Source organism: Colwellia sp. BRX8-7, assembly GCF_014077275.1.
Taxonomy (GTDB): domain Bacteria; phylum Pseudomonadota; class Gammaproteobacteria; order Enterobacterales; family Alteromonadaceae; genus Colwellia_A.
This window is the reverse complement of record NZ_JACGVP010000002.1, coordinates 340,809-359,700: the sequence shown is the minus strand read 5'-3', so window position 1 is coordinate 359,700 and position 18,892 is coordinate 340,809. Positions and strand designations below refer to the sequence as shown.

The following is an 18,892-nucleotide window of genomic DNA, read 5'->3' as shown; positions in this document are numbered from 1 at the left end:
ATTCGCGCTAAAAAACCGGGGCCCACTATTTTTTTGAGTGCGGCGGTACATGGCGACGAATTAAATGGTATTGAAATTATTCGACGCTTGATCCACGAAAAGAAACTTAAAATAACGCGAGGCACAGTTATTGCTGTTCCTATGGTTAACGTTTATGGCGTGGTTAATCAAAGTCGCTATATGCCTGACCGTCGTGATCTAAATCGCTGTTTTCCCGGCTCTGCGAAAGGCTCTTTAGCAGGGCGTGTCGCGCATATATTTCTCAATGAAATCGTTAAACATTGTGATTACGGTATCGATTTACATACCGGGGCAATTCATCGCTCAAACCTGCCACAAATTAGGGCGGATATGTCTGATCCCGATACCAAAGCCTTGGCGGAAGTGTTTGGCGTACCGGTTGTGTTAAATTCTACTTTAGTTGACGGATCGTTAAGAGAATCAGCCGTTAAAAACGAAACGAAAATACTATTATATGAAGCGGGTGAAGCGCTGCGTTTTGATGAGTTTTCAATTCGAGCGGGCATGAAAGGTATCTTAAATGTTTTACAATATTTAGGTATGACCAGAAAAGTTGTCCGCTCTAAGAAGAAAAAACTTGTGCCTTTTATTGCTAATGGTAGTCAATGGGTGCGCGCTAACGCTAGTGGTATTGTTCATAATATTGTAAATTTGGGCGATCAGATCACTAAAGGTCAAGTGTTAGCCGAAATTGGTAGCCCATATGGTGCAATATTTGATTCGGTTAAAGCAACACGCTCAGGCATTTTAATCGGTAAGCAAAATATACCGCTAGTACAAGATGGAGAAGCTATGTTTCATGTCGCTTATTTCAGTGAAGACGATGAAGAAATCGCTGAACACATTGAAAACGTACAAGAGCAGCTTTTACCTGAAAATGATGACAGTTAGGAAACCGTATGAAAAAAGCAAATAAAGTTGTTATTGGGCGTTTAGAGTCAATAGCTTTGCCAGACTTAGCTATTGATGACTTACAAGTGCGGGTTGATACCGGCGCAAAAACGTCGTCGTTACACGTTGATAATATTACAAAAGTTATTAAAGATGGCAAGCCTTCGGTGATTTTTGATATTCATCCTGATGCGCATAATGTTGATACTATTGTTAAATGTAGTGCGCCAATTAGTGATATCAGAAAAATAAAGTCTTCTAATGGCACCGTAGAGCAACGTTACGTTATTGAAACATTAATCGTACTTGGCGAAGAAAAGTGGTCAATTGAAATAACCTTAACCGATCGCTCTGATATGAGTTATTTAATGCTGTTAGGAAGAGAAGCTTTAGGCAAACGTTTTCTTGTTGATCCATCAAAAGTTTTTTTAGGATCAAAAATAGAAAGTGAGCTAGGTTAAGCCTTATCTATACGTTTTTTATATAAAAAGCGATTCCTTGTCTGCGGTAAACACCACAAAAGATGAATCGCTGTCCGACAATCAACGTTAAAAGTAGCGCGTTATCTGCCGTCAAATAACCTAAAAATATGCAGAACATATTACCGCTACTTTGTTGTCACTAAAAGTTCCTTATTGCTCCCTGTCTGCCAAGACCTTACATTCTAAAGTGCATATTGAGAGCGGCTGCTGAATTATTGTTGCCACTCTTTTTAACTAATATAGCTCACGCTTTAACGAGCTCGTTATAAAAATATCTATTGATTAGTGACTATGTACTTAATTGAAAACACGTATTATAGTTATTAAAAATAATTAGAATAGACTTCATTGACTTGTAATAATTTGGCGCATTCATTTAGAATAAGCTTTATAAGCAGTGGTTGTAGCCGCTAAATAATTAAATTAACTTGGTACTACTTTTGAATATTCCTGACTTACCTAATAATCATGCATTAGCGGTATTACTCATTACCGTATTTGCCTTATACCTCTTTCGTCGAGATGATATCCCTTTAGAAACCTCCTCTTTGGCTGTTATCGCTATATTGTGTTTGGCGTTTGCATTCTTCCCTTTTTATATAGATGGCACACATTTCGAACCTAGCTCATTATTTTTTGGCTTTGGTCATGAAGCCTTAGTGACAGTGTGTTCGTTAATGATCATTGGTCACGGTATTGTGCGTACAGGAGCATTGGAGCCCATTGGTCGATACTTGGCTAAATTATGGAAAATAAGCCCAACATTATCTTTGTTGCTAACACTCGTTTTAGCTGGAGGTTTAAGTGCTTTTATTAATAACACCCCAGTTGTGGTGCTGTTACTGCCTATCTTGATCAGTGTATCACTGCGTACTAAAACAGATTCTTCGCCAATGCTACTGCCGATGGGATTAGCAACCTTAGTTGGGGGAATGGCGACAACTATAGGTACATCGACCAATTTATTAGTGGTTAGTATTGCAAAAAATATGGGGGCGGTTGAGTTTGGGCTCTTTGATTTTATACAACCAGCACTCATTGCTTCTGTTGTTGCCGTACTCTACTTATGGCTAATTGCGCCTAAACTTCTCCCAAGCAGAACACCATCAATGCCTGACACTTCGCCACGTCTGTTTAGCGCTTATCTTAATATAAATGAAGAAAGTGTGGCTAACGAGAAAACAATTACCGAGATAATTGCTTTGACTGATGGCCAGCTAAAAATTGAGAGTATTCAGCGTGGCGCCAACTATCGGAATATAATGCCTTTGCCCGATACCGTGCTTATCGTTGGTGACCGCCTAAAAGTTCATGACTATCCAGACCGTTTAAAAGAATATGAGTCAGTATTAGGAGCCACTTTATTCTCAGGACTGCATAAAGTTGATGACGAACACCCTCTAAAAGCCGAGAAACAAACGTTGGCAGAGATTGTTATTATTGCTGGCTCGGGGGTTGAAGGGCACACTTTACAACAAGTCAATTTTATACAAAAACACAGCATATCAGTGATCGCTTTGCATCGAGCAGGTAAAGCGATGGAAATTGGTCGCAGCAGTATCGGCAATACCCGCCTGAAAATTGGCGATGTCTTACTGGTACAAGGAGAGCAAGAGCAAATTGATTTATTAAAAGCTAAACAAGGACTACTCATTATTGATGGCGCGGAGTCATTACCTCAAACAAGTAAAGCACCCATTGCCTTAGGTACCTTGTTAGCCGTAGTTGTATCGTCAGCCTTGGGTATTTTACCTATAGAAATTAGTGCGGTTTGTGGTGTACTCGTCTTGTTATTAACAAAATGTTTAAATTGGCAAGAAGCTTCATCAGCGCTTAGTACGCAAGTTATTTTAATTGTTGCCGCCTCTTTAGCGTTAGGCTCTGCAATGATGACTACCGGTGGCGCTGAGTACATAGCGCAAGTGTTTGTCGCATTATCATTTGGTTTACCACCAGGAGGTGTCTTATCGGCCCTAATGCTGTTACTCGCGATATTAACTAATATTGTTTCTAACAATGCTGCTGCTGTTATTGGTACGCCTATTGCTATTTCTGTTGCTAGCCAACTCAACCTACCAGCAGAACCTTTTATATTGGCAGTACTCTTTGGTGCTAACTTAAGTTATGCAACGCCTATGGCTTACAAAACTAACCTATTGGTAATGAACGCCGGTGGTTATCGTTTTTCTGATTTTATGCGTGTTGGTATTCCATTGATTATTCTAATGTGGGTAACGCTATCCTTACTGTTAAATTGGTTATATCTTTAAGATAAACAAAGCAGTCTTTTATTTTAGGCTGCGGTCATCTTCGTTAATACACTAATGATGAATGATGAATGATGAATGATGCATTGGTAAGCAAAAAGCCTCATTAATAATGAGGCTTTTTTGTAACGTTGAAGTCGGGTGATGTTTGTTTTGGGGCTTGTAAATAAAGCACAACAAGCTGTTGTGCTTATTGTGTAGTTACAAAGATTAATATCTATCACAAGACGATGTCTGTCGCTCTTTTATTTATTAATACTTTTTAAAGCTTTATTCTCAAACCATAGTTTCATAAAGTCAGACGTTAATTTCTGTTCTATTTCCATAGCACTTTCAGTGGGGCAAAAAATAGTAAAAAACACCTGAGTGTCACCCAGCTCAGAGGTAGCTACTTGAATGTGCGGTTTTGGACCTGCAATTTTTATATCTAAGCGGTTTTCAATAAGATGATTATAACGAACGGCCACATCTTTAAAGTCATGACAATATAAGTCTGCTTTCTCATACAAGGTATCGATAAAGTCAAAGGGGTTAGCACTGTCATCACGTACTATAGTGAAATGATGTACCGCATAACGCTTGAGGAAATTAAGATTTTTAATTACTGAAGTAATTAACTGGCTATTAGGCAAATATAACGTTTTGCCAGTATATTCATAATCATCTTTATTGACCTCTAGTAAAGTAAGTTTAGCCCAATCGGTAGAATGCACCTCACCAACATAGTTACCTACTTGTATCCAGTCACCAATACGAAAGGGTCGACTCGATAATATATAGATAAAGCCAATAAAACACTGAATAAACTCGCGAGTCGCTAATACAATTGCCACAACAAAAGCGGCAATAGAAAAGGCAAACTTTTGGATTTCTTCGGACCATAGATTAAAAAGTAAAATAATGATCAATATGGTGAAAATATTATTCACCATATTAATTTTTAATCTTTTGGTTTGTTTCGATTTTAGTTTTATAACTTTTATGATTAAATTTTTAATCAAAAATGAAGTCATCAACAGTAAAAAAGTAACAATAAATTTATATTCAAACAATAACTCGGTAAAACTGTTTAAATTGAATATTTTGTCTAACCATTCCATTATAAATATTTAACCTGTTTATTTTATATTAGGAAGCATGCCTTTAAGTAGCAAACCAAAAATGTCTGCGCCAGTAATAATACGTTTGGTTTCTCCCCAGATAAGCAATACATCGTGTTCTATCACACCATCAAAGTTTTTGTCAGTAGACGTATTCACTTTCATTTTCAGTATAGCTTCATTTAATGGTGTTGTTTCATCCGTTATCACAACAGGACGATGACAATAATTGTAAGGGTCAAAATCGCCTGGTTGATATAACGCAGCTCGAGAATAACCGTCTGCATCAAGCACGAGTAAAGGGTAGCCAGCTTCATTGGTCAATATTACCCAACTATGGTTAGTTTCATTGACCAGCATTAAAAATGGGTCGTCTGGACCTTGTGTCGTTACCGGAATAATAGGTAAGTCTAACTTTGTCGGTAAGGCAATAATTGATTTAGGATCAATTATCTCACCTTCTTCAGTGACCTGTATCTCATCTAAAGCAAAAAAGTTTAACGCGCCGATACCTTCAACATGATTAAGGTCGGCTTCTTCCGCGGAAATGTGCTGGCGAATAATACTTCTAAGTTCACTTTCTTCAAGATAAGTAATCCCTTCTTTGCCGAGCCAAGCATCTAAAATAAGTGCGGTTGGTTTGGCTACTGGGTAAAAAAGGAACTGATAAAAACGAATGATAGGGGCGAGCATACTGCCCATTTTCAAGGCATTTCTTGAGAAATAAGCTTGCGGAGTAATTTCACCAATAATCGTAATGGCAATAGTTGAAAACAGAAAAGCACTGACGCCAGTAAGAACAGAATCAGAGAGCATTGTTAACAACACATTAATTCCAACATTACCCCATAATATTGTTGTTAATAAAAAATTTGAGTCGTCTCTCAGACGTAAAATAGTTTGTGCTGCTTTATTACCCTTTTTAGCTTCAACTTCTAAATGCAGGCGACTTATAGAAAAAAATGCGAGATTTAATCCTGAGAAAATGGCTGATTGAGTGATACAAAAGGCGATGGCACACCAAGTAATAATGTCAGTTGACATGTAATAATCCTAATAGGAATGTTAATAGCTGTAATTGGATGAATTATTAACTTTACTTGCTGAGATAACAACTAATTATTTGACCTTTACTCTAAAATATTGCTTATAATGGGAAAATTTATAACGTTTACTATCAGTTATTATTTTTAATGCTGACACCCGCATTATTTTGTAATTATACCTAGGATTTATCATGATTAAATGTATGTTAATTTCACCTTCTGCGCCTGTTAAAATTGGTGGCGAAGAATTAGTCAGTGAATGGCAACAAGATGAAAGCACCGTGCTATGGATTGATCTTGATAAAGTCGAAAAATCTCAAGAAAAAGAAATATTAACTCAATTTGGCTGTCACCCATTAGCTATTTTAGATGCTCAAAGAGAAAGACACCCTCCGAAAGTTGAGCTGTTTGATGATTTCATCTTTCTGCTTTACCGTGGCTTTGTTGCCAAAGAAAACAATTTAACCTTTGAACATGTACAAATCAGTATGTTTATCGGTCAACGGGTGTTAATTACCGGTCATCCTGAAAGCTCGATAGCGATAAATACCTTGTTTACTGCCAGCAGTGAAAAGTATTTAGCGAGAAGCCCAGTACACTTAGCATTAAAAATATTTCACAGCAGTTGTGGTAATTATCTACAGCAATTATTTGACTTTGAACAAAATTTAGAAAAAATAGAAGATCAATTTCAAGTCAGTGGTAACGATAAAATGATGCGAGAAATCACTTCACATCGTTCGAGATTGGTTAAAATTAGAAGAACTTTTAATTACCATGTAACTGTTGGTAATACCCTAAACAGTTATCTTGAAGATGACGAAACATCCCTTATTACAGAACAAGAAATACATACAGTAAATGACTTAAGAGAACGACTTGATCGATTATTGAGCCTCTCTCAAATGTATTATGATATTTGTGGAGATTTAATTAACGGTTATATGTCGGTTACTTCACATCAGCTAAACGCAACAATGAGAGTGTTAACGGTTATCACCGCTTTGTTCGTACCTTTGACTTTCCTCGCAGGAATATATGGGATGAATTTTGAATACATACCCGAGCTTAAATTTGAACACGGTTACTTTACTTTACTTGGGGTGATGTCGGTTATCTCTGTTGGTCTTATTGTTTGGTTTAAGAAAAAACGCTGGTTGTAATAACCACTAATTTAATTAAAAAAAGAAGACAGATATTGAGCGATTCAAAAACACTTTATGAAGCAAAAGTCATTAACATCAGAAAAAGACAACCGATAATGGCTTGGTTACTTTCTATAACACTGATTAGTATGGGCTATTATTTGTCAAAAACTCAGTTTTTAGGACTAGAGTGGCTTTCTAGAAGTGGTTGTTTAATTGTTATCATTGGTGTTTGGTCAAGTATTGGCGCCATTATTGCTGAACGTGTTCTTATCAGTAAACTCAATATTCAACATCGCTTGGTATTGTCACGAGCCAAAATGAAACTCAGAAAAATCAATGTGCCAACAGAGTACATCGACAAAGAAATTGCAACGATTGAAGATGACTTTGACGATAAAATTGATGTTGTTAAAGATAATGTTAGATACCAGCTCGGTATTTTAGAAGTTTCATTGTTGATAACAGGCACCTTTATCTGGGGATTTGGCGATTTATTATTTAAAGTTAATTTTTAATGAGTAAACTATGAGTAACAACATCTGGTGGGGCGAGTTTACCTTTGATGACAGTCATGAAAAAAAATGTTGGAGTGTTGGTCAACGCGCGATACTCATAAAGCGCAAGGCAACTGAGTGGAACATTTGGAATATTGAAAATGAAGAAGAAGACCAAGACATTGTGGTTTCTGCTGGCGAAAACTTTGCACTAGAAAGCGATGCTGATATCGGTCGTTTTTTAGAGAAAACCAGCTCTGATAAAATAAAAGTATTTCCAAAATTAGCCGATCGTTCTGTTATCGCACGTCCTTCATCACCGCTAACTATTTTAGCGGGTGAAAAAGTTCAGCTGTTTATTAGTACACCTATTTGGTTTTATGCTGAAACATTTCCAAGTGCTAAATGCTTAGTTGATTTACCTTTTTGGCGTCCGTCAGATTCATGGTTTGGTAGTTCAACCATCGACGGGCAATTGTGCTATGCAAAATATACCTCTGCAAAAACTAAACTTGAAGAGCTTAATTTACATCCCCACCGAGCAACAACGTCAATTACGGTGATTAATAGCCATAACAAAGAACTTATCATCAACAGGATTAATGTTCCTGTTAATTATTTACATTTATATAGTGATGATAAAAACCAACTGTGGACATCTGGCATAACCATTGAAAGAAATAATGAATCGGCCGATATTGAATTAATTATAGAAAGAAATGTTTCAGTTGAATTTCAACCCCTTACCGCGATAAGTTCTCCGCGAGAAACCTCTGAACACGGTAAATTAATTCGCAGAATCAGTAACTTATTTGGGTAAACTTTAGTTAGGTAAATATTATATGGAAGTCATTAATGAGTTTTTTAATATGCTCAAAGCATCTCATTTATACACTTTAACACAGGCACTTATTTTATTTGTGGTCGGCTACTTTATTGCTAAAGCGCTCAGTAGCGCGATGGAAAGAATTGTTAGCAAGAAAATGACGACACACGGAGTGTTCTTGTTAAAAAGAACGGTGTTTTATACCTTACTGGGCTTGTTTGTCTTATCGGCTTTAAAGCATATTGGTATCGACTTAACGATATTACTTGGCGCAGCGGGAATTTTTACTGTCGCGATTGGCTTTGCTTCACAAACATCAGCATCAAATTTAATCAGTGGTATATTTTTGATGATAGAAAGACCTTTCTCAATCGGTGATGTGATTAAAGTGAATGACATCTTAGGGGAAGTTATTTCAATTGATTTATTGTCTGTTAAATTAAGAACCTTTGATAATTTATTTGTTCGAATACCCAATGAAAGCATGATAAAAAGTGCGGTTACCACCATGACAAAATATCCTATTAGAAGGGCAGACTTAAAACTAGGTATTGCTTATAAAGAAGATATTGAAAAAGTGCGTGATTTATTATTAAAAATTGCCGAAAAAAATGTTATTTGTTTGGAAGAGCCAGCACCTTTATTTATTTTGACCGGGTTTGGTTCATCGTCAGTTGATATTCAATTTTCAGTGTGGTCAAGAAGAGAAAATTTTCTTGCGCTTAAAAATGAAATGTATCAGAACATTAAGAAAACATTTGATGAACAGGGCATTGAGATCCCATTCCCGCATATCAGCCTTTATGCCGGGAGTGCAAGTAAACCTTTTAAAGTTGCTATGAATGAGAACTTGAGAAGTACGGCAGATGTTGTATCCAAAGAAGAGTAGTGACTGAATCAACGTTGAGCATTAACCTTACTGGTTAATGCTCATTATTTATTTTACTGTTTAATAAGCAATAAATCACATGGCGGCTCATATAAAAAATTTGAGGTAGTACTTCCCACCCAAAACTTATCCAGCATGTTTCTATTAACTAGACCGATAAATAAAATATCGATATGGTTTTTGTTAATATATGACTTTAAGGCCTCTTCAGGTAAACCTTCAAGTAATTGATATTGATCCCTCTTAATGCGGAACTGATCAGCGAACTCTTTTAAACCGTCTTGGTGCATCGACAGTACTTTGTTTTTGTATTGGTATAAAACTGATGAAATGTAACAACAGTGGATAAGTTTCCATTTTACTGAAAGCGAATCTTCCCAGCTTTTTAAATGCTGAACAATATGTTCATCAATTTTTGCTGGCCGATCATTTTCGTGTAATGGGTCAACAGCGCCAATGGCATTGATGTTTTCTTTCCATACCTTGTCAGTTAATAATAATACGGGTGCGTTTATTTCAGTGAGAGTTTGAAAAATGGGATGTCTTTGTTTAGGTGGTGTGTCTTCTAAAATTAGCAGGCCATTATTTGTTTTTGCTAATTCAGTATTGATTGTTTTTATGTGATCTGCAGACTCTGAAACGATAATTTCAGCTTTAATTGCACTCATTTCTAATGCTTTAAGCAAGGTTTGTTTTTTCTTGTTAATCACCACTAAATCTTCATTAGCCGTTGGTGAGTCGCCAACCATGGCATGCCAATACCACCGTTGGGTAGATTTTACTTTAGCATCGATGATTATTTTAACGCGCATTTTATGAGTGTTGGCGAGGTGAATAACTTTATCTAAAGTAATGCTTTTATAAAAATAACGTCCATCTATAAACCAAATTAATTGCTCAGTTATCATTCTATTCCCTCATTTTGGATGTTAGTTCCCGGGTGGGATTGACCTAATTTTGTTAAAACGGTCTGGCGACTTTGCTGAAGAAGTCAATATTGTGTAAATTTATCGTAAGGTTGAAAGTATAGATAGTTATTTCTACCTTAAAACTTTTCTATCAGCAAAACCACATAAACTGTTATGCTATGCTTTTATTTAATTACTGCAAATTTCACGGATAATCTAGCATAATGTATAGTCGTTTTTTTTTGTTCATCTTGTTTTTTTTAATCTCACCATTTGCAACATCGAACACACTTATCGTTCAACTTTCAGATAACTTATCCAGTGCAGCAAAACAAAATATTTATGCTTATCTAGGCAATTTGCCAGAGAATGACACCGAACGAACAGCATTTGTTTTTACAGCGAAAAAACAAGCCTTAAATGCGCTCAAGGCACTGGGTTATTACCGTGCTGAGGTAACAAGTTCAATTGACAAGAATTTAGATAAAAATATCTGGACGCTTGGTCTTGTCGTGATACTCAATCAGCCAACAAGAATAAAACACGTGCGTATTAACCTAAGTGGCGACGCTTTAGGGGATAGTGCTTTTTCAGATATTATCAAAGAGGTGCCTATTGCCAGCGGAGATATATTACATCATGGCATTTATGAGCAATTTAAAACGGACTTGGTTTCCTTAGGTTTAGAACGAGGTTACTTTGATAGTAAGTTCATTAAAACTAATATCGCTATAAACAAAAATTTGGATACCGCAGAGATTATTGTTCACTTTGACAGTGGACCTCGTTATCGTTTTGGTGAGATAAAGTTTAATGATTTTGATATAAATACAGATATTTTGAAACCTTTGATTTCTTTTAAGCAAGGTGATTTTTATCAACAAACCTCACTGCAAAACTTACAAAATGAACTGGATGAAACTCAATACTTTAGCAATGTTGTTGTTCGCCCTGAAACAGAGAATAGCGCGAATAACATCTTACCAATAGATGTATCGCTGGAAAAAGCGAAACGCCATCAATTTAATTTAGGACTAGGCTACGCGACTGACACCAAAGAAAGGTTTTCTTTCGGCTGGAAAACACCGCTAGTCAACCGTTATGGGCATCGTCAAGAAACAAGGTTGTCCTATTCAACCATTAATCCGACCGGGCATTTTATTTACAGTATTCCTTTGTCACACCCCAACAATGATGTGTTGCAATTACAAACTGAACTAGAAAAAAATGACTATGGAGACTTAACCAGTCGATTTTTTTCTTTTCAAGTAGGACGCGTTTATCTAAAAGATGATATTTTACGCCAACCTTATTTAAGACACTTAGATGAAGAGTGGGAGACTGATAATGTTTACGATGATGCCAGTTATTTTATTCCCGGGTTTACTTGGTCTGATATTGATCGTGATGGCCCTTTACTCGATCCAACTAAGGGATTTAGACAATACTATAATTTAGAAGGAAGCTATGAAGGTTTATCTTCAGAAACCTCATTTTTACGTTTTAATGCGCGTTGGAAATATATTTCTCTGTTTGCTCCTAAGCACCGTATTGTCGCAAGAGTAGAGCTTGGCTATGTTATTGTCGACAAAGACTTTGAAGAGGAACTGTCTCCTTCATTACGGTTTTATGCTGGTGGTGACCAAAGTATTCGAGGATTCGACTATCAATCAATTGGCCCTAAAGTGACTCTTTCAGAAGGTATTAACCAAGGGAAGGAAATCGTTATTGGTGGCACTAATATGGTCGTTGCTAGTTTGGAGTACCAGTACTACTTTTCAAATACATGGCGCGGCGCACTGTTTATTGATGCTGGAAGTGTTAATGATAATGACAAACTTGAACCGGTATACTCTATTGGTCCCGGTCTTCATTATATTTCTCCCATTGGGCCGATCAGGTTTGCTTTAGGGTATTCATTAAGCGAAGAAAACCCATTATGGCGTCTTCATTTTAGTATTGGTGCTGAACTATGACTTATAAACGTGCCAGCTTCACACTTATCGGCGTGTTAACCGGCTTACTGTGTTTCTTTGCCATACTACTTTCAACGCCTTGGGGAGCTCAGTTATCACTTTATTTTGTCGGTAAGGTTTCCTCGCTGCAAGTTGAATACAAAAGTGGTGCCCTTTTAGATGACTTAGCGTTACGTAAACTAAAAATTGAAAACGATAATGCGCTAATTAATGCCAGTAACATTCGTTTAAAATTGCATTTGCGCTGCCTATGGAAAAACCAGATTTGTATTGATGAACTCAGTATAGGCGCACTACAAGTCAACATAAAAGAAGCAAAGCCAGCGGAATCATCTGAGCAACTTGTCGAACAAACGATTAACTCAACCAATTTCACCTTACCCTTTAGCGTTAAATTAAAGAAGTTTTCTTTAGCTCGCGCCCAAATAACAACTCAGGGGCTAGCGATAAACTTAACCGAGTTTTCTAGTGCTTTATCGGTCAATAAGAATGTTGTGAGTAATATCGCTATTAATATAGATAATGCTCGGTTGCTTAAAGCACATATTAATTTATCTGCGGCGAAGACCTCATCAACCCCGCAACCCGTTACCCCTTGGCCACTGGCATCACTGCCTAAGATGTATTTACCAGTTAAGTTAGCGCTAAAGTCGTTGGTGGTAAAAACGCTAATCGTTAATGAATTAGACAATACGGGCAGTGAGAAAACGCTAATTAATACCACGAATAATGTGGCACGTTTATCATGGTTCAAAACGCAATTATCTATTGAAGAATTGTCATCAAAAGTAGCGGCAGTAGGAGAGTTTTCATTAAAAGGAAAAGTTGACTTTGTACCCCCTTATCTTGTTGATTTAGCCTTGAGTAGTTCCATTGATAACTTTGAGTTATTACCACAACTCAGTCATTCTGAACAAAAGGTTTCATTAAAAGGTGATTTAGCTGATTTAGTAACAACGATTAGCAACGTGGGTGAATTAACACTAACCGCTAAAATGTCAGTGGATGTTACTAACGCAAACTTACCTTATAAATTGAAAGCTGATGTTAGCCAGTTTATTTTACCTGATGATATCGCTAATGTTATTACTCCATCAACACTGTTATTAAACAGCGAAGGCGACCTTAACCGACATGTTATTGATTTAAAAAGTAACATTAGTGGCTTTGGTTACCAAGATGCCGCATTGGAACTACAGGCAACTTACAGTGAACAAACCTTTAAAATAAAGACCTTATATTTTGAAGAGTTCAAAGAAAATAGCCGCTTGGATATAACCGGAGAGTTACAGTTAGGCAATCGATTCTTATGGGATGTTAAGGTGAATTCTTCGGGCATTAGCTTACCTAATATTGATAAACGTTTATCGGGTCGACTGCAGGGAAATATTTACAGTAAAGGATTTTGGCAAGATAATGAATGGGCGTTTACGCTTGCTGACTCTAAGGTCAAAGGCGAAATTAATAAAATAGCTTTTAACGCAAACGGTAATGTTGATATTAACCATAAAGGTCAATTAGCGCTAAGTAATATTAAGCTCAATTATGGTGATATAGCGCTTAACATAAAAGGCCATAGCGATACCCATTGGCATGTCGATGGTACGGTTAATGTTGGAGATAGCAGTTTATGGTTAAAGGATATTGAAAGTGGAATAGCGGCCAATATTTCAATATCTGGTCCAATTGAGCAGCCAGAACTCAATCTACAAGGTGAATTAAAAAAGTTGTTAGTGGCTAATCTTGCCAGTGATGCCATTAAGGTCGAGGTCAAATATCGACCGCTGGATAATCATCAACATCAGGTAGCGTTTAGCAGTGCGCTTATCAATTGGAACGATCACACCATCAATGGTGTTAATTTGTCGAGTAGTGGTGATTTAAATCAACAAAAAGTAAAGCTAGCATGGCTTGGCGATTCAGCGATTGACTTGTTAATTAATAGTGACTATTCACCTGTGGGAGAGCAGTGGCGAGTACAAACTGATCAGGTAATTTTTTCGATAGGTGACGATGTTTTTAAATCAAGTCAGCCACTTAATATACTTTATAATAATAGCCTTAAAACGCTTGCTGTTAATAAACATTGCTGGCTTGGTGACGGCGCTCAGCTCTGTCTAAAAGACGATGCCACCTTAAAAGTAGCTCAAGACGAGTTAACGTTAGCCGTTCAATTAGACACAGACCTTTTAACGCCCTTTATTCCTAAAGATATAACTGTGCAGAGCACATTAGCGGGGAATGTTGCTGTGGGTTGGCAACAAAACAAAATGCCAACCGTTAATGCTAAATTACTTATTAGTGATGGCGATATAAAGACAACTAAAGAAGGCGAATTACATCAATTACTTGAGTGGCAAAAGGGTGAGTTAACGTTAAAAGTTGATAATAGCAGTGTTGCAGGCAAACTTGCTTTTTTTGCTCAAGACAGTGCTGAAATAGTCAACCTTAGCAGTACGATTGTCTTTGCCGATAGTCGCACTATAAATAGCCAGCTTAATATTAATGAATTCAACCTTTCACCCTTGCAAGTTTTTTTGCCAGAGTTAACCTCATTGGAAGGCCTATTAAATAGCCGTTTAACTGTGAATGGTGATTTAGATAAGCCAATAATAACAGGTGACATTACGTTAACTAAAGGTAAAGCTAAAATTTTAGGAAATATTAATACCTTAACTGATATTAATATGGCTTTAAAATTTAAAGGTCAACAAGCCGTTATTTCTGGTGGGGTAAATATTAATAATGCCTTAGCTAATCTTAAAGGAGACGTTGACTGGCAAGATGAATTGCAAGGTAATTTTGATTTTGATGGGGAATCATTAAAGTTATCAGTTCCCCCGGATCTTAGCATAACCGTTTCTCCTCACCTTAACGCCCAAATCAAAGCATCAGAGCTGAAAATATCGGGCCGTATAGAAGTGCTCGAAGGTAAATTACTGGTTAATAAATTGCCGCAAGGAAGTGTTAGTTTAAGCAAGGATGTCATTATGGTTAATGATGCAGGCGAACAAGTTGCTAATGAAAAACCATTTAAATTATTTACCAATGTTCGTGTGGTTATTGCCGATGCATTTAAAGTTGAAGGGCAAGGGTTTATAGGTCGTCTAGGCGGCGAATTACAAGTGAGTCAGCAGGCAAATCAACCCTTGCAGCTCTTTGGCAGCTTAAAGATCCCCGAGGGTCGCTATCGCGCTTATGGGCAAGATTTGTCGTTAACTAAAGGTATTATTTCTTTTAATGGCACAGCGAATAACCCCTATGTCTCAATGCAAGCGACACGTAGCATTGAAAAAGAAAACATTATTGTCGGTATTGATGCAACTGGATTAGCCAACAGTTTGAATATCAAGCTGTTTTCAAAGCCAACCATGCAACAATCTGAAACTTTATCGTATCTGGTGAGAGGGCGCGGTTTAGATGCAGAAACCAGCGATAGTAATACGGCTATAGGTGTGGCTTTAGGTTCAGCGTTAACAAACTTTTCTGGTGTGCTCACTCAAATAGAAAAATTACCTTTGATCAATAGAATCGAAATAGACGGAGACAATGAGCAAGCCTCCATCGCTGGCTATTTAGGTGAGCAGGTTTATATTAAATACGGGGTTGGTATTCTGAAGCCTATCAATGAATTAACCGTGAGGTTTTATTTATTAAACAGACTATGGGTTGAAACAGTTTCTGGGCTAGAAAGCTCTGCCGATATTTATTACTCATTCGACATAAAGTAAGCTGGTAACAGGTAAGCTTTATTTGCTAAAAACACTCGATAAGTTAATAAACGCTTAGCTGCGTTAATCAGCAACTGTTGGATTTAAACTAGGAAATAGCAGCACTTTATTACGGCCTTTGTCTTTAGCTGAGTAAAGTGCAATGTCGGCTTGTTTGTATAGTTCGTCGTAATTAGCGTTGTTCATATTACCAAACGTAACACCGATACTTGCTGTGACTTTAGACTGAAAGGGGTGGGCCATTTTTTCAATACTACTTCTGACTCTTTCTGCAAATAAGCAGGCAGACACTTCATTACTATTCATTAATAAAATAACAAACTCTTCTCCACCAATACGTGCAAATAAATCATCTTTTCGACACAGTCTTTTAATTTTATCAGCAATTGCCACCAAGACTTCGTCACCAGCATCATGACCAAAGTTGTCGTTGATATCTTTAAAATAATCTACATCAAGCAGCAAAAAGGCCATTTTTATATCTCGCCCTCTAAAGGTATCAATTTGATGCTCTAAAAAACGACGGTTACCAATGCTTGTTAAATGGTCGGTTTCAGAGGCTTTTTTTAATGTTTTGTTTGTGGCTTCCAAACGAGAGATCACCTGTTTTCTTAGCATTAATACTAGGAATAGCACTAAACTAATCAGTGAAATAACAATAACAGCAAATAGGTACATTGAAGCGTGGCGAGACTCTCGTTCGCTGATCAGTAATTCATCTTGTAGTTTTATGTAATCTCGTTCCAAGAGTAGTTGACTCTCTAATTTTTGTAATAGACCCTTTTGTGTCAACGGTTGAACTTGATTTCTTCTGTTTATGTACTCTGTTTGAATAATCGCTGCTGCTTCAAAATTTTCTTGGCTTAATTCTAATTTTGCTAAATTTTCATAAAGCGCCATTTCACTTTCCACCGATATTTTATTTTTTACCTCAACAATGCCTTTATGGTATAAATCGATGGCGGCTTTTATTTGGTTTGTTTGGATATAAATATCAGCGAGGCCTAAGTATGCTGATGCGACAGCCGGTGGATAAATACTACCTTTCTCATCGTTAATAACAAACTTATATAGAGATTCAGCCGCCGTAAAGTTTTTTAAATATTTATAAACATCAGCTAAGTTGGCTGATGCTTCACTAAAGCTAAAGTCATTGATGTAATCTTTATTTCTTAGCACTTCTTCAAGTAATTCTTGTGCTTTAAGAGGGTTATCGGATCTTAAGTAGGAGACACTTAATCCAACAGAAGCATTCATCTGCATTGCAATATCATTGAGTTCAGTGTTGATTACGATTGACTTTTTAAAATATTTAACAGCATTAGTATAATCATTTTGAGAATTAAGTACATTCCCTAAGTTATTATAAACCATCGCTAAATCTTCTTTTTGATCGCTTAATTTAGCAAACTTCAATGCTTCTATATAATATTTTACTGCATTTTTGTGATCGATAATGAGCTCGTGAAATACTCCCATTGCTCTATTAGAGACTGAGATTAAATGCACGTTCTCACTCTTATTGGCACTATTTATCGCTTGAGTGAGATGTTTGAAAGCTTCAAGGTTTAAACCTTGGTACATCTGTGATTGTCCAAGCAAGCGTAATAGTTTAGCTTTATTGAAATCATTATCTTCAATATTAGTAAAGGCTAGGGCTTGTGTTGCATAAGCGCTTGTTTCTTTTGGAGCGATATAAAGGTAATAGCTTGCTAGCTCAATTAACGGCGCTAAGCGTGCTTTATCATCTTGAGGAAGTGCTGTTAATGTCGCTTTTAATGAATCAACATTTACCTCGTTTGCTAAACTTTGTGAGGTGATAATCAGTGACAGTATCAATGCTATTAACCATTTTATCACTTTAACTCCTAGCGCTGATGTTGTCCTAAGGTTACTTTCTCATATTTTAATCAATAGATAAAACAAAAAAAAAGCTAAATAATGGCTGGAAACTCATTATTCATTATTAACTCAAACTCTTCTTTATAACCAAGCACTCAGTAACGAGCTTAGTGTTAATTACTGCGGGCCATTTAATTTTCAACAAAGGCGGTTAACTTAACCAGCATGATGCTTAACTTAACCAGCATGATGCTTAACCTATTTGCTTTAATTCTTTTCTATATTGATGATTGCTTTGAACGTAATGTGCTGCGCCTGCTGCGATCATCTCTTGGGTTTTTTCGTCGAGTTGTTTAATTACTTTTGCGGGTGAGCCTAAGACTAAACTCCCATCAGGAATGACCATGTTTTCTGTCACTAAAGCATTAGCACCAATTAAGCAGTTTTTACCAATTTTAGCGCCATTTAATACCACCGCATTGATACCAATTAAGCTCCCTTCACCTATCGTACAACCATGAAGCATTACTTTATGACCAATAGTTACATTTTCAGCAATATTAATGGGGAAGCCTTTATCAACATGCAGAATAGAGCCATCTTGAATATTAGAATTTTTCGCTATCTTCACTTGTGCTAAATCGGCTCTGATCACAACATTAAACCAAATACTGACATTTTCGCTTAAGTCTACATTTCCTATTACAGTGGCGTTTGGTGCTATAAAACAGCTTTTTGAAATACGAGGAGAAAGTTCACCTAATTGATAGATCATATCTTGATACCTTAATATTAATGTATTGATTTAATATAACTAATTAGAGATTAACAATCATTAACTTTGTCGCCTAATAATCTGTGGATTGTTGTTGGTATCTCATTAATTAACTAACTCAAGGGGATATATTCGACACTTTCTTTTTAGTCTTAGGCAAAGGCGAAGGATAGGTTTCGTTTAAGTATTTAACAATATTCTGTCTGCCCATGCCTTTATCAACAACTAAAGGGATAACTTCTTTAGTTGTTGATAAAGTAAATAGGGTGGGGCTTAGCACTGTCGTATGAGCAATACGATCCACAAGTATCTTAAAAAATGGCGATTTTTTAGGTAGGAAATGCCCAAACGTAATTATATTGTGTAAGCTCGTCAGATTATTAACGTTTTTATTTAATGGACACTAGGATTTTTATTGTTAGCCATGCCATTCATAGTGTAGTAGATGTCGTTAATCGCAATTAGCTTTTATCACCAATGTTAAAGGGATAACTTG

15 protein-coding genes are annotated in these 18,892 nt (G+C 36.6%); 9 read left to right on the top strand and 6 right to left on the bottom strand.

The features are described 5' to 3' along the window. The 3 genes from H4J57_RS03630 to H4J57_RS03620 all read left to right on the top strand — a co-directional run. A partial coding sequence (locus H4J57_RS03630) for a succinylglutamate desuccinylase/aspartoacylase family protein (RefSeq protein ID WP_182216525.1) occupies positions 1-912 on the top strand: 912 nt, incomplete at its 5' end. An 8-nt stretch (positions 913-920) separates the two neighbouring features. Further along, on the top strand, positions 921-1,373 hold the full coding sequence (locus tag H4J57_RS03625) for a RimK/LysX family protein (protein WP_182216526.1): 453 nt from the start codon (positions 921-923) through the stop codon (positions 1,371-1,373). 461 nt (positions 1,374-1,834) lie between these two features. Next, the gene (locus tag H4J57_RS03620) at positions 1,835-3,664 is read left to right on the top strand and encodes an SLC13 family permease (RefSeq protein ID WP_182216528.1); all 1,830 of its coding nucleotides are present in this window, start codon (positions 1,835-1,837) and stop codon (positions 3,662-3,664) included. Between the two features lie 242 nt (positions 3,665-3,906). On the opposite strand, the gene H4J57_RS03615 is transcribed toward H4J57_RS03620, so the two are convergent. Together H4J57_RS03615 and H4J57_RS03610 are read right to left on the bottom strand one after the other, a co-directional pair. Further along, positions 3,907-4,593, bottom strand: coding sequence for a mechanosensitive ion channel family protein (locus H4J57_RS03615; protein ID WP_404842429.1), 687 nt, complete (start codon positions 4,591-4,593; stop codon positions 3,907-3,909). Positions 4,594-4,779: 186 nt separating this feature from the next. Continuing rightward, on the bottom strand, positions 4,780-5,805 hold the full coding sequence (locus tag H4J57_RS03610; protein ID WP_182241976.1) for a DUF21 domain-containing protein: 1,026 nt from the start codon (positions 5,803-5,805) through the stop codon (positions 4,780-4,782). 193 nt (positions 5,806-5,998) lie between these two features. Here H4J57_RS03610 and H4J57_RS03605 point away from each other — a divergent pair, with 193 nt between their 5' ends. Genes H4J57_RS03605 through H4J57_RS03590 form a run of 4 tightly spaced genes read left to right on the top strand, consistent with a single transcriptional unit; the run spans position 5,999 to position 9,164 of the window. Continuing rightward, the gene (locus H4J57_RS03605) at positions 5,999-6,970 is read left to right on the top strand and encodes a magnesium transporter CorA family protein (RefSeq protein WP_182241975.1); all 972 of its coding nucleotides are present in this window, start codon (positions 5,999-6,001) and stop codon (positions 6,968-6,970) included. A 35-nt stretch (positions 6,971-7,005) separates the two neighbouring features. Continuing rightward, positions 7,006-7,470, top strand: a complete 465-nt coding sequence (locus tag H4J57_RS03600; RefSeq protein ID WP_182241974.1) for a hypothetical protein — start codon at positions 7,006-7,008, stop codon at positions 7,468-7,470. 10 nt (positions 7,471-7,480) lie between these two features. After that, positions 7,481-8,269, top strand: a complete 789-nt coding sequence (locus tag H4J57_RS03595) for a hypothetical protein (protein ID WP_182241973.1) — start codon at positions 7,481-7,483, stop codon at positions 8,267-8,269. A 22-nt stretch (positions 8,270-8,291) separates the two neighbouring features. Continuing rightward, complete coding sequence (locus H4J57_RS03590) at positions 8,292-9,164, top strand: mechanosensitive ion channel family protein (protein ID WP_182241972.1); 873 nt, start codon at positions 8,292-8,294, stop codon at positions 9,162-9,164. A 53-nt stretch (positions 9,165-9,217) separates the two neighbouring features. On the opposite strand, the gene H4J57_RS03585 is transcribed toward H4J57_RS03590, so the two are convergent. Continuing rightward, entirely contained in the window at positions 9,218-10,072 is an 855-nt protein-coding gene (locus H4J57_RS03585; protein ID WP_182216537.1) for a universal stress protein, read from the bottom strand. 224 nt (positions 10,073-10,296) lie between these two features. Here H4J57_RS03585 and H4J57_RS03580 point away from each other — a divergent pair, with 224 nt between their 5' ends. Continuing rightward, positions 10,297-12,048: an autotransporter assembly complex family protein gene (locus H4J57_RS03580; protein ID WP_182216539.1), complete on the top strand. Its 1,752-nt coding sequence runs from the start codon at positions 10,297-10,299 to the stop codon at positions 12,046-12,048. Further along, positions 12,045-15,779, top strand: coding sequence for a translocation/assembly module TamB domain-containing protein (locus H4J57_RS03575; RefSeq protein WP_182216541.1), 3,735 nt, complete (start codon positions 12,045-12,047; stop codon positions 15,777-15,779). Before H4J57_RS03580 ends, H4J57_RS03575 begins: the two co-directional genes overlap by 4 nt. 63 nt (positions 15,780-15,842) lie before the next feature. On the opposite strand, the gene H4J57_RS03570 is transcribed toward H4J57_RS03575, so the two are convergent. The 3 genes from H4J57_RS03570 to H4J57_RS03560 form a co-directional block, all read right to left on the bottom strand. Beyond that, complete coding sequence (locus H4J57_RS03570) at positions 15,843-17,639, bottom strand: diguanylate cyclase domain-containing protein (RefSeq protein WP_182241971.1); 1,797 nt, start codon at positions 17,637-17,639, stop codon at positions 15,843-15,845. A 235-nt stretch (positions 17,640-17,874) separates the two neighbouring features. After that, on the bottom strand, positions 17,875-18,396 hold the full coding sequence (locus tag H4J57_RS03565; RefSeq protein WP_182216545.1) for a gamma carbonic anhydrase family protein: 522 nt from the start codon (positions 18,394-18,396) through the stop codon (positions 17,875-17,877). Positions 18,397-18,514: 118 nt separating this feature from the next. Further along, positions 18,515-18,700: a hypothetical protein gene (locus H4J57_RS03560; protein ID WP_182241970.1), complete on the bottom strand. Its 186-nt coding sequence runs from the start codon at positions 18,698-18,700 to the stop codon at positions 18,515-18,517. Positions 18,701-18,892: the final 192 nt, after the last annotated feature.

Coding starts and splice junctions, on each gene's coding strand:
- H4J57_RS03625 (WP_182216526.1), top strand. CDS start 921: ATGAAAAAAGCAAATAAAGTTGTTATTGGGCGTTTAGAGTCAATAGCT.
- H4J57_RS03615 (WP_404842429.1), bottom strand. CDS start 4,593: ATGGTGAATAATATTTTCACCATATTGATCATTATTTTACTTTTTAAT.
- H4J57_RS03610 (WP_182241976.1), bottom strand. CDS start 5,805: ATGTCAACTGACATTATTACTTGGTGTGCCATCGCCTTTTGTATCACT.
- H4J57_RS03605 (WP_182241975.1), top strand. CDS start 5,999: ATGATTAAATGTATGTTAATTTCACCTTCTGCGCCTGTTAAAATTGGT.
- H4J57_RS03595 (WP_182241973.1), top strand. CDS start 7,481: ATGAGTAACAACATCTGGTGGGGCGAGTTTACCTTTGATGACAGTCAT.
- H4J57_RS03590 (WP_182241972.1), top strand. CDS start 8,292: ATGGAAGTCATTAATGAGTTTTTTAATATGCTCAAAGCATCTCATTTA.
- H4J57_RS03585 (WP_182216537.1), bottom strand. CDS start 10,072: ATGATAACTGAGCAATTAATTTGGTTTATAGATGGACGTTATTTTTAT.
- H4J57_RS03580 (WP_182216539.1), top strand. CDS start 10,297: ATGTATAGTCGTTTTTTTTTGTTCATCTTGTTTTTTTTAATCTCACCA.
- H4J57_RS03575 (WP_182216541.1), top strand. CDS start 12,045: ATGACTTATAAACGTGCCAGCTTCACACTTATCGGCGTGTTAACCGGC.
- H4J57_RS03565 (WP_182216545.1), bottom strand. CDS start 18,396: ATGATCTATCAATTAGGTGAACTTTCTCCTCGTATTTCAAAAAGCTGT.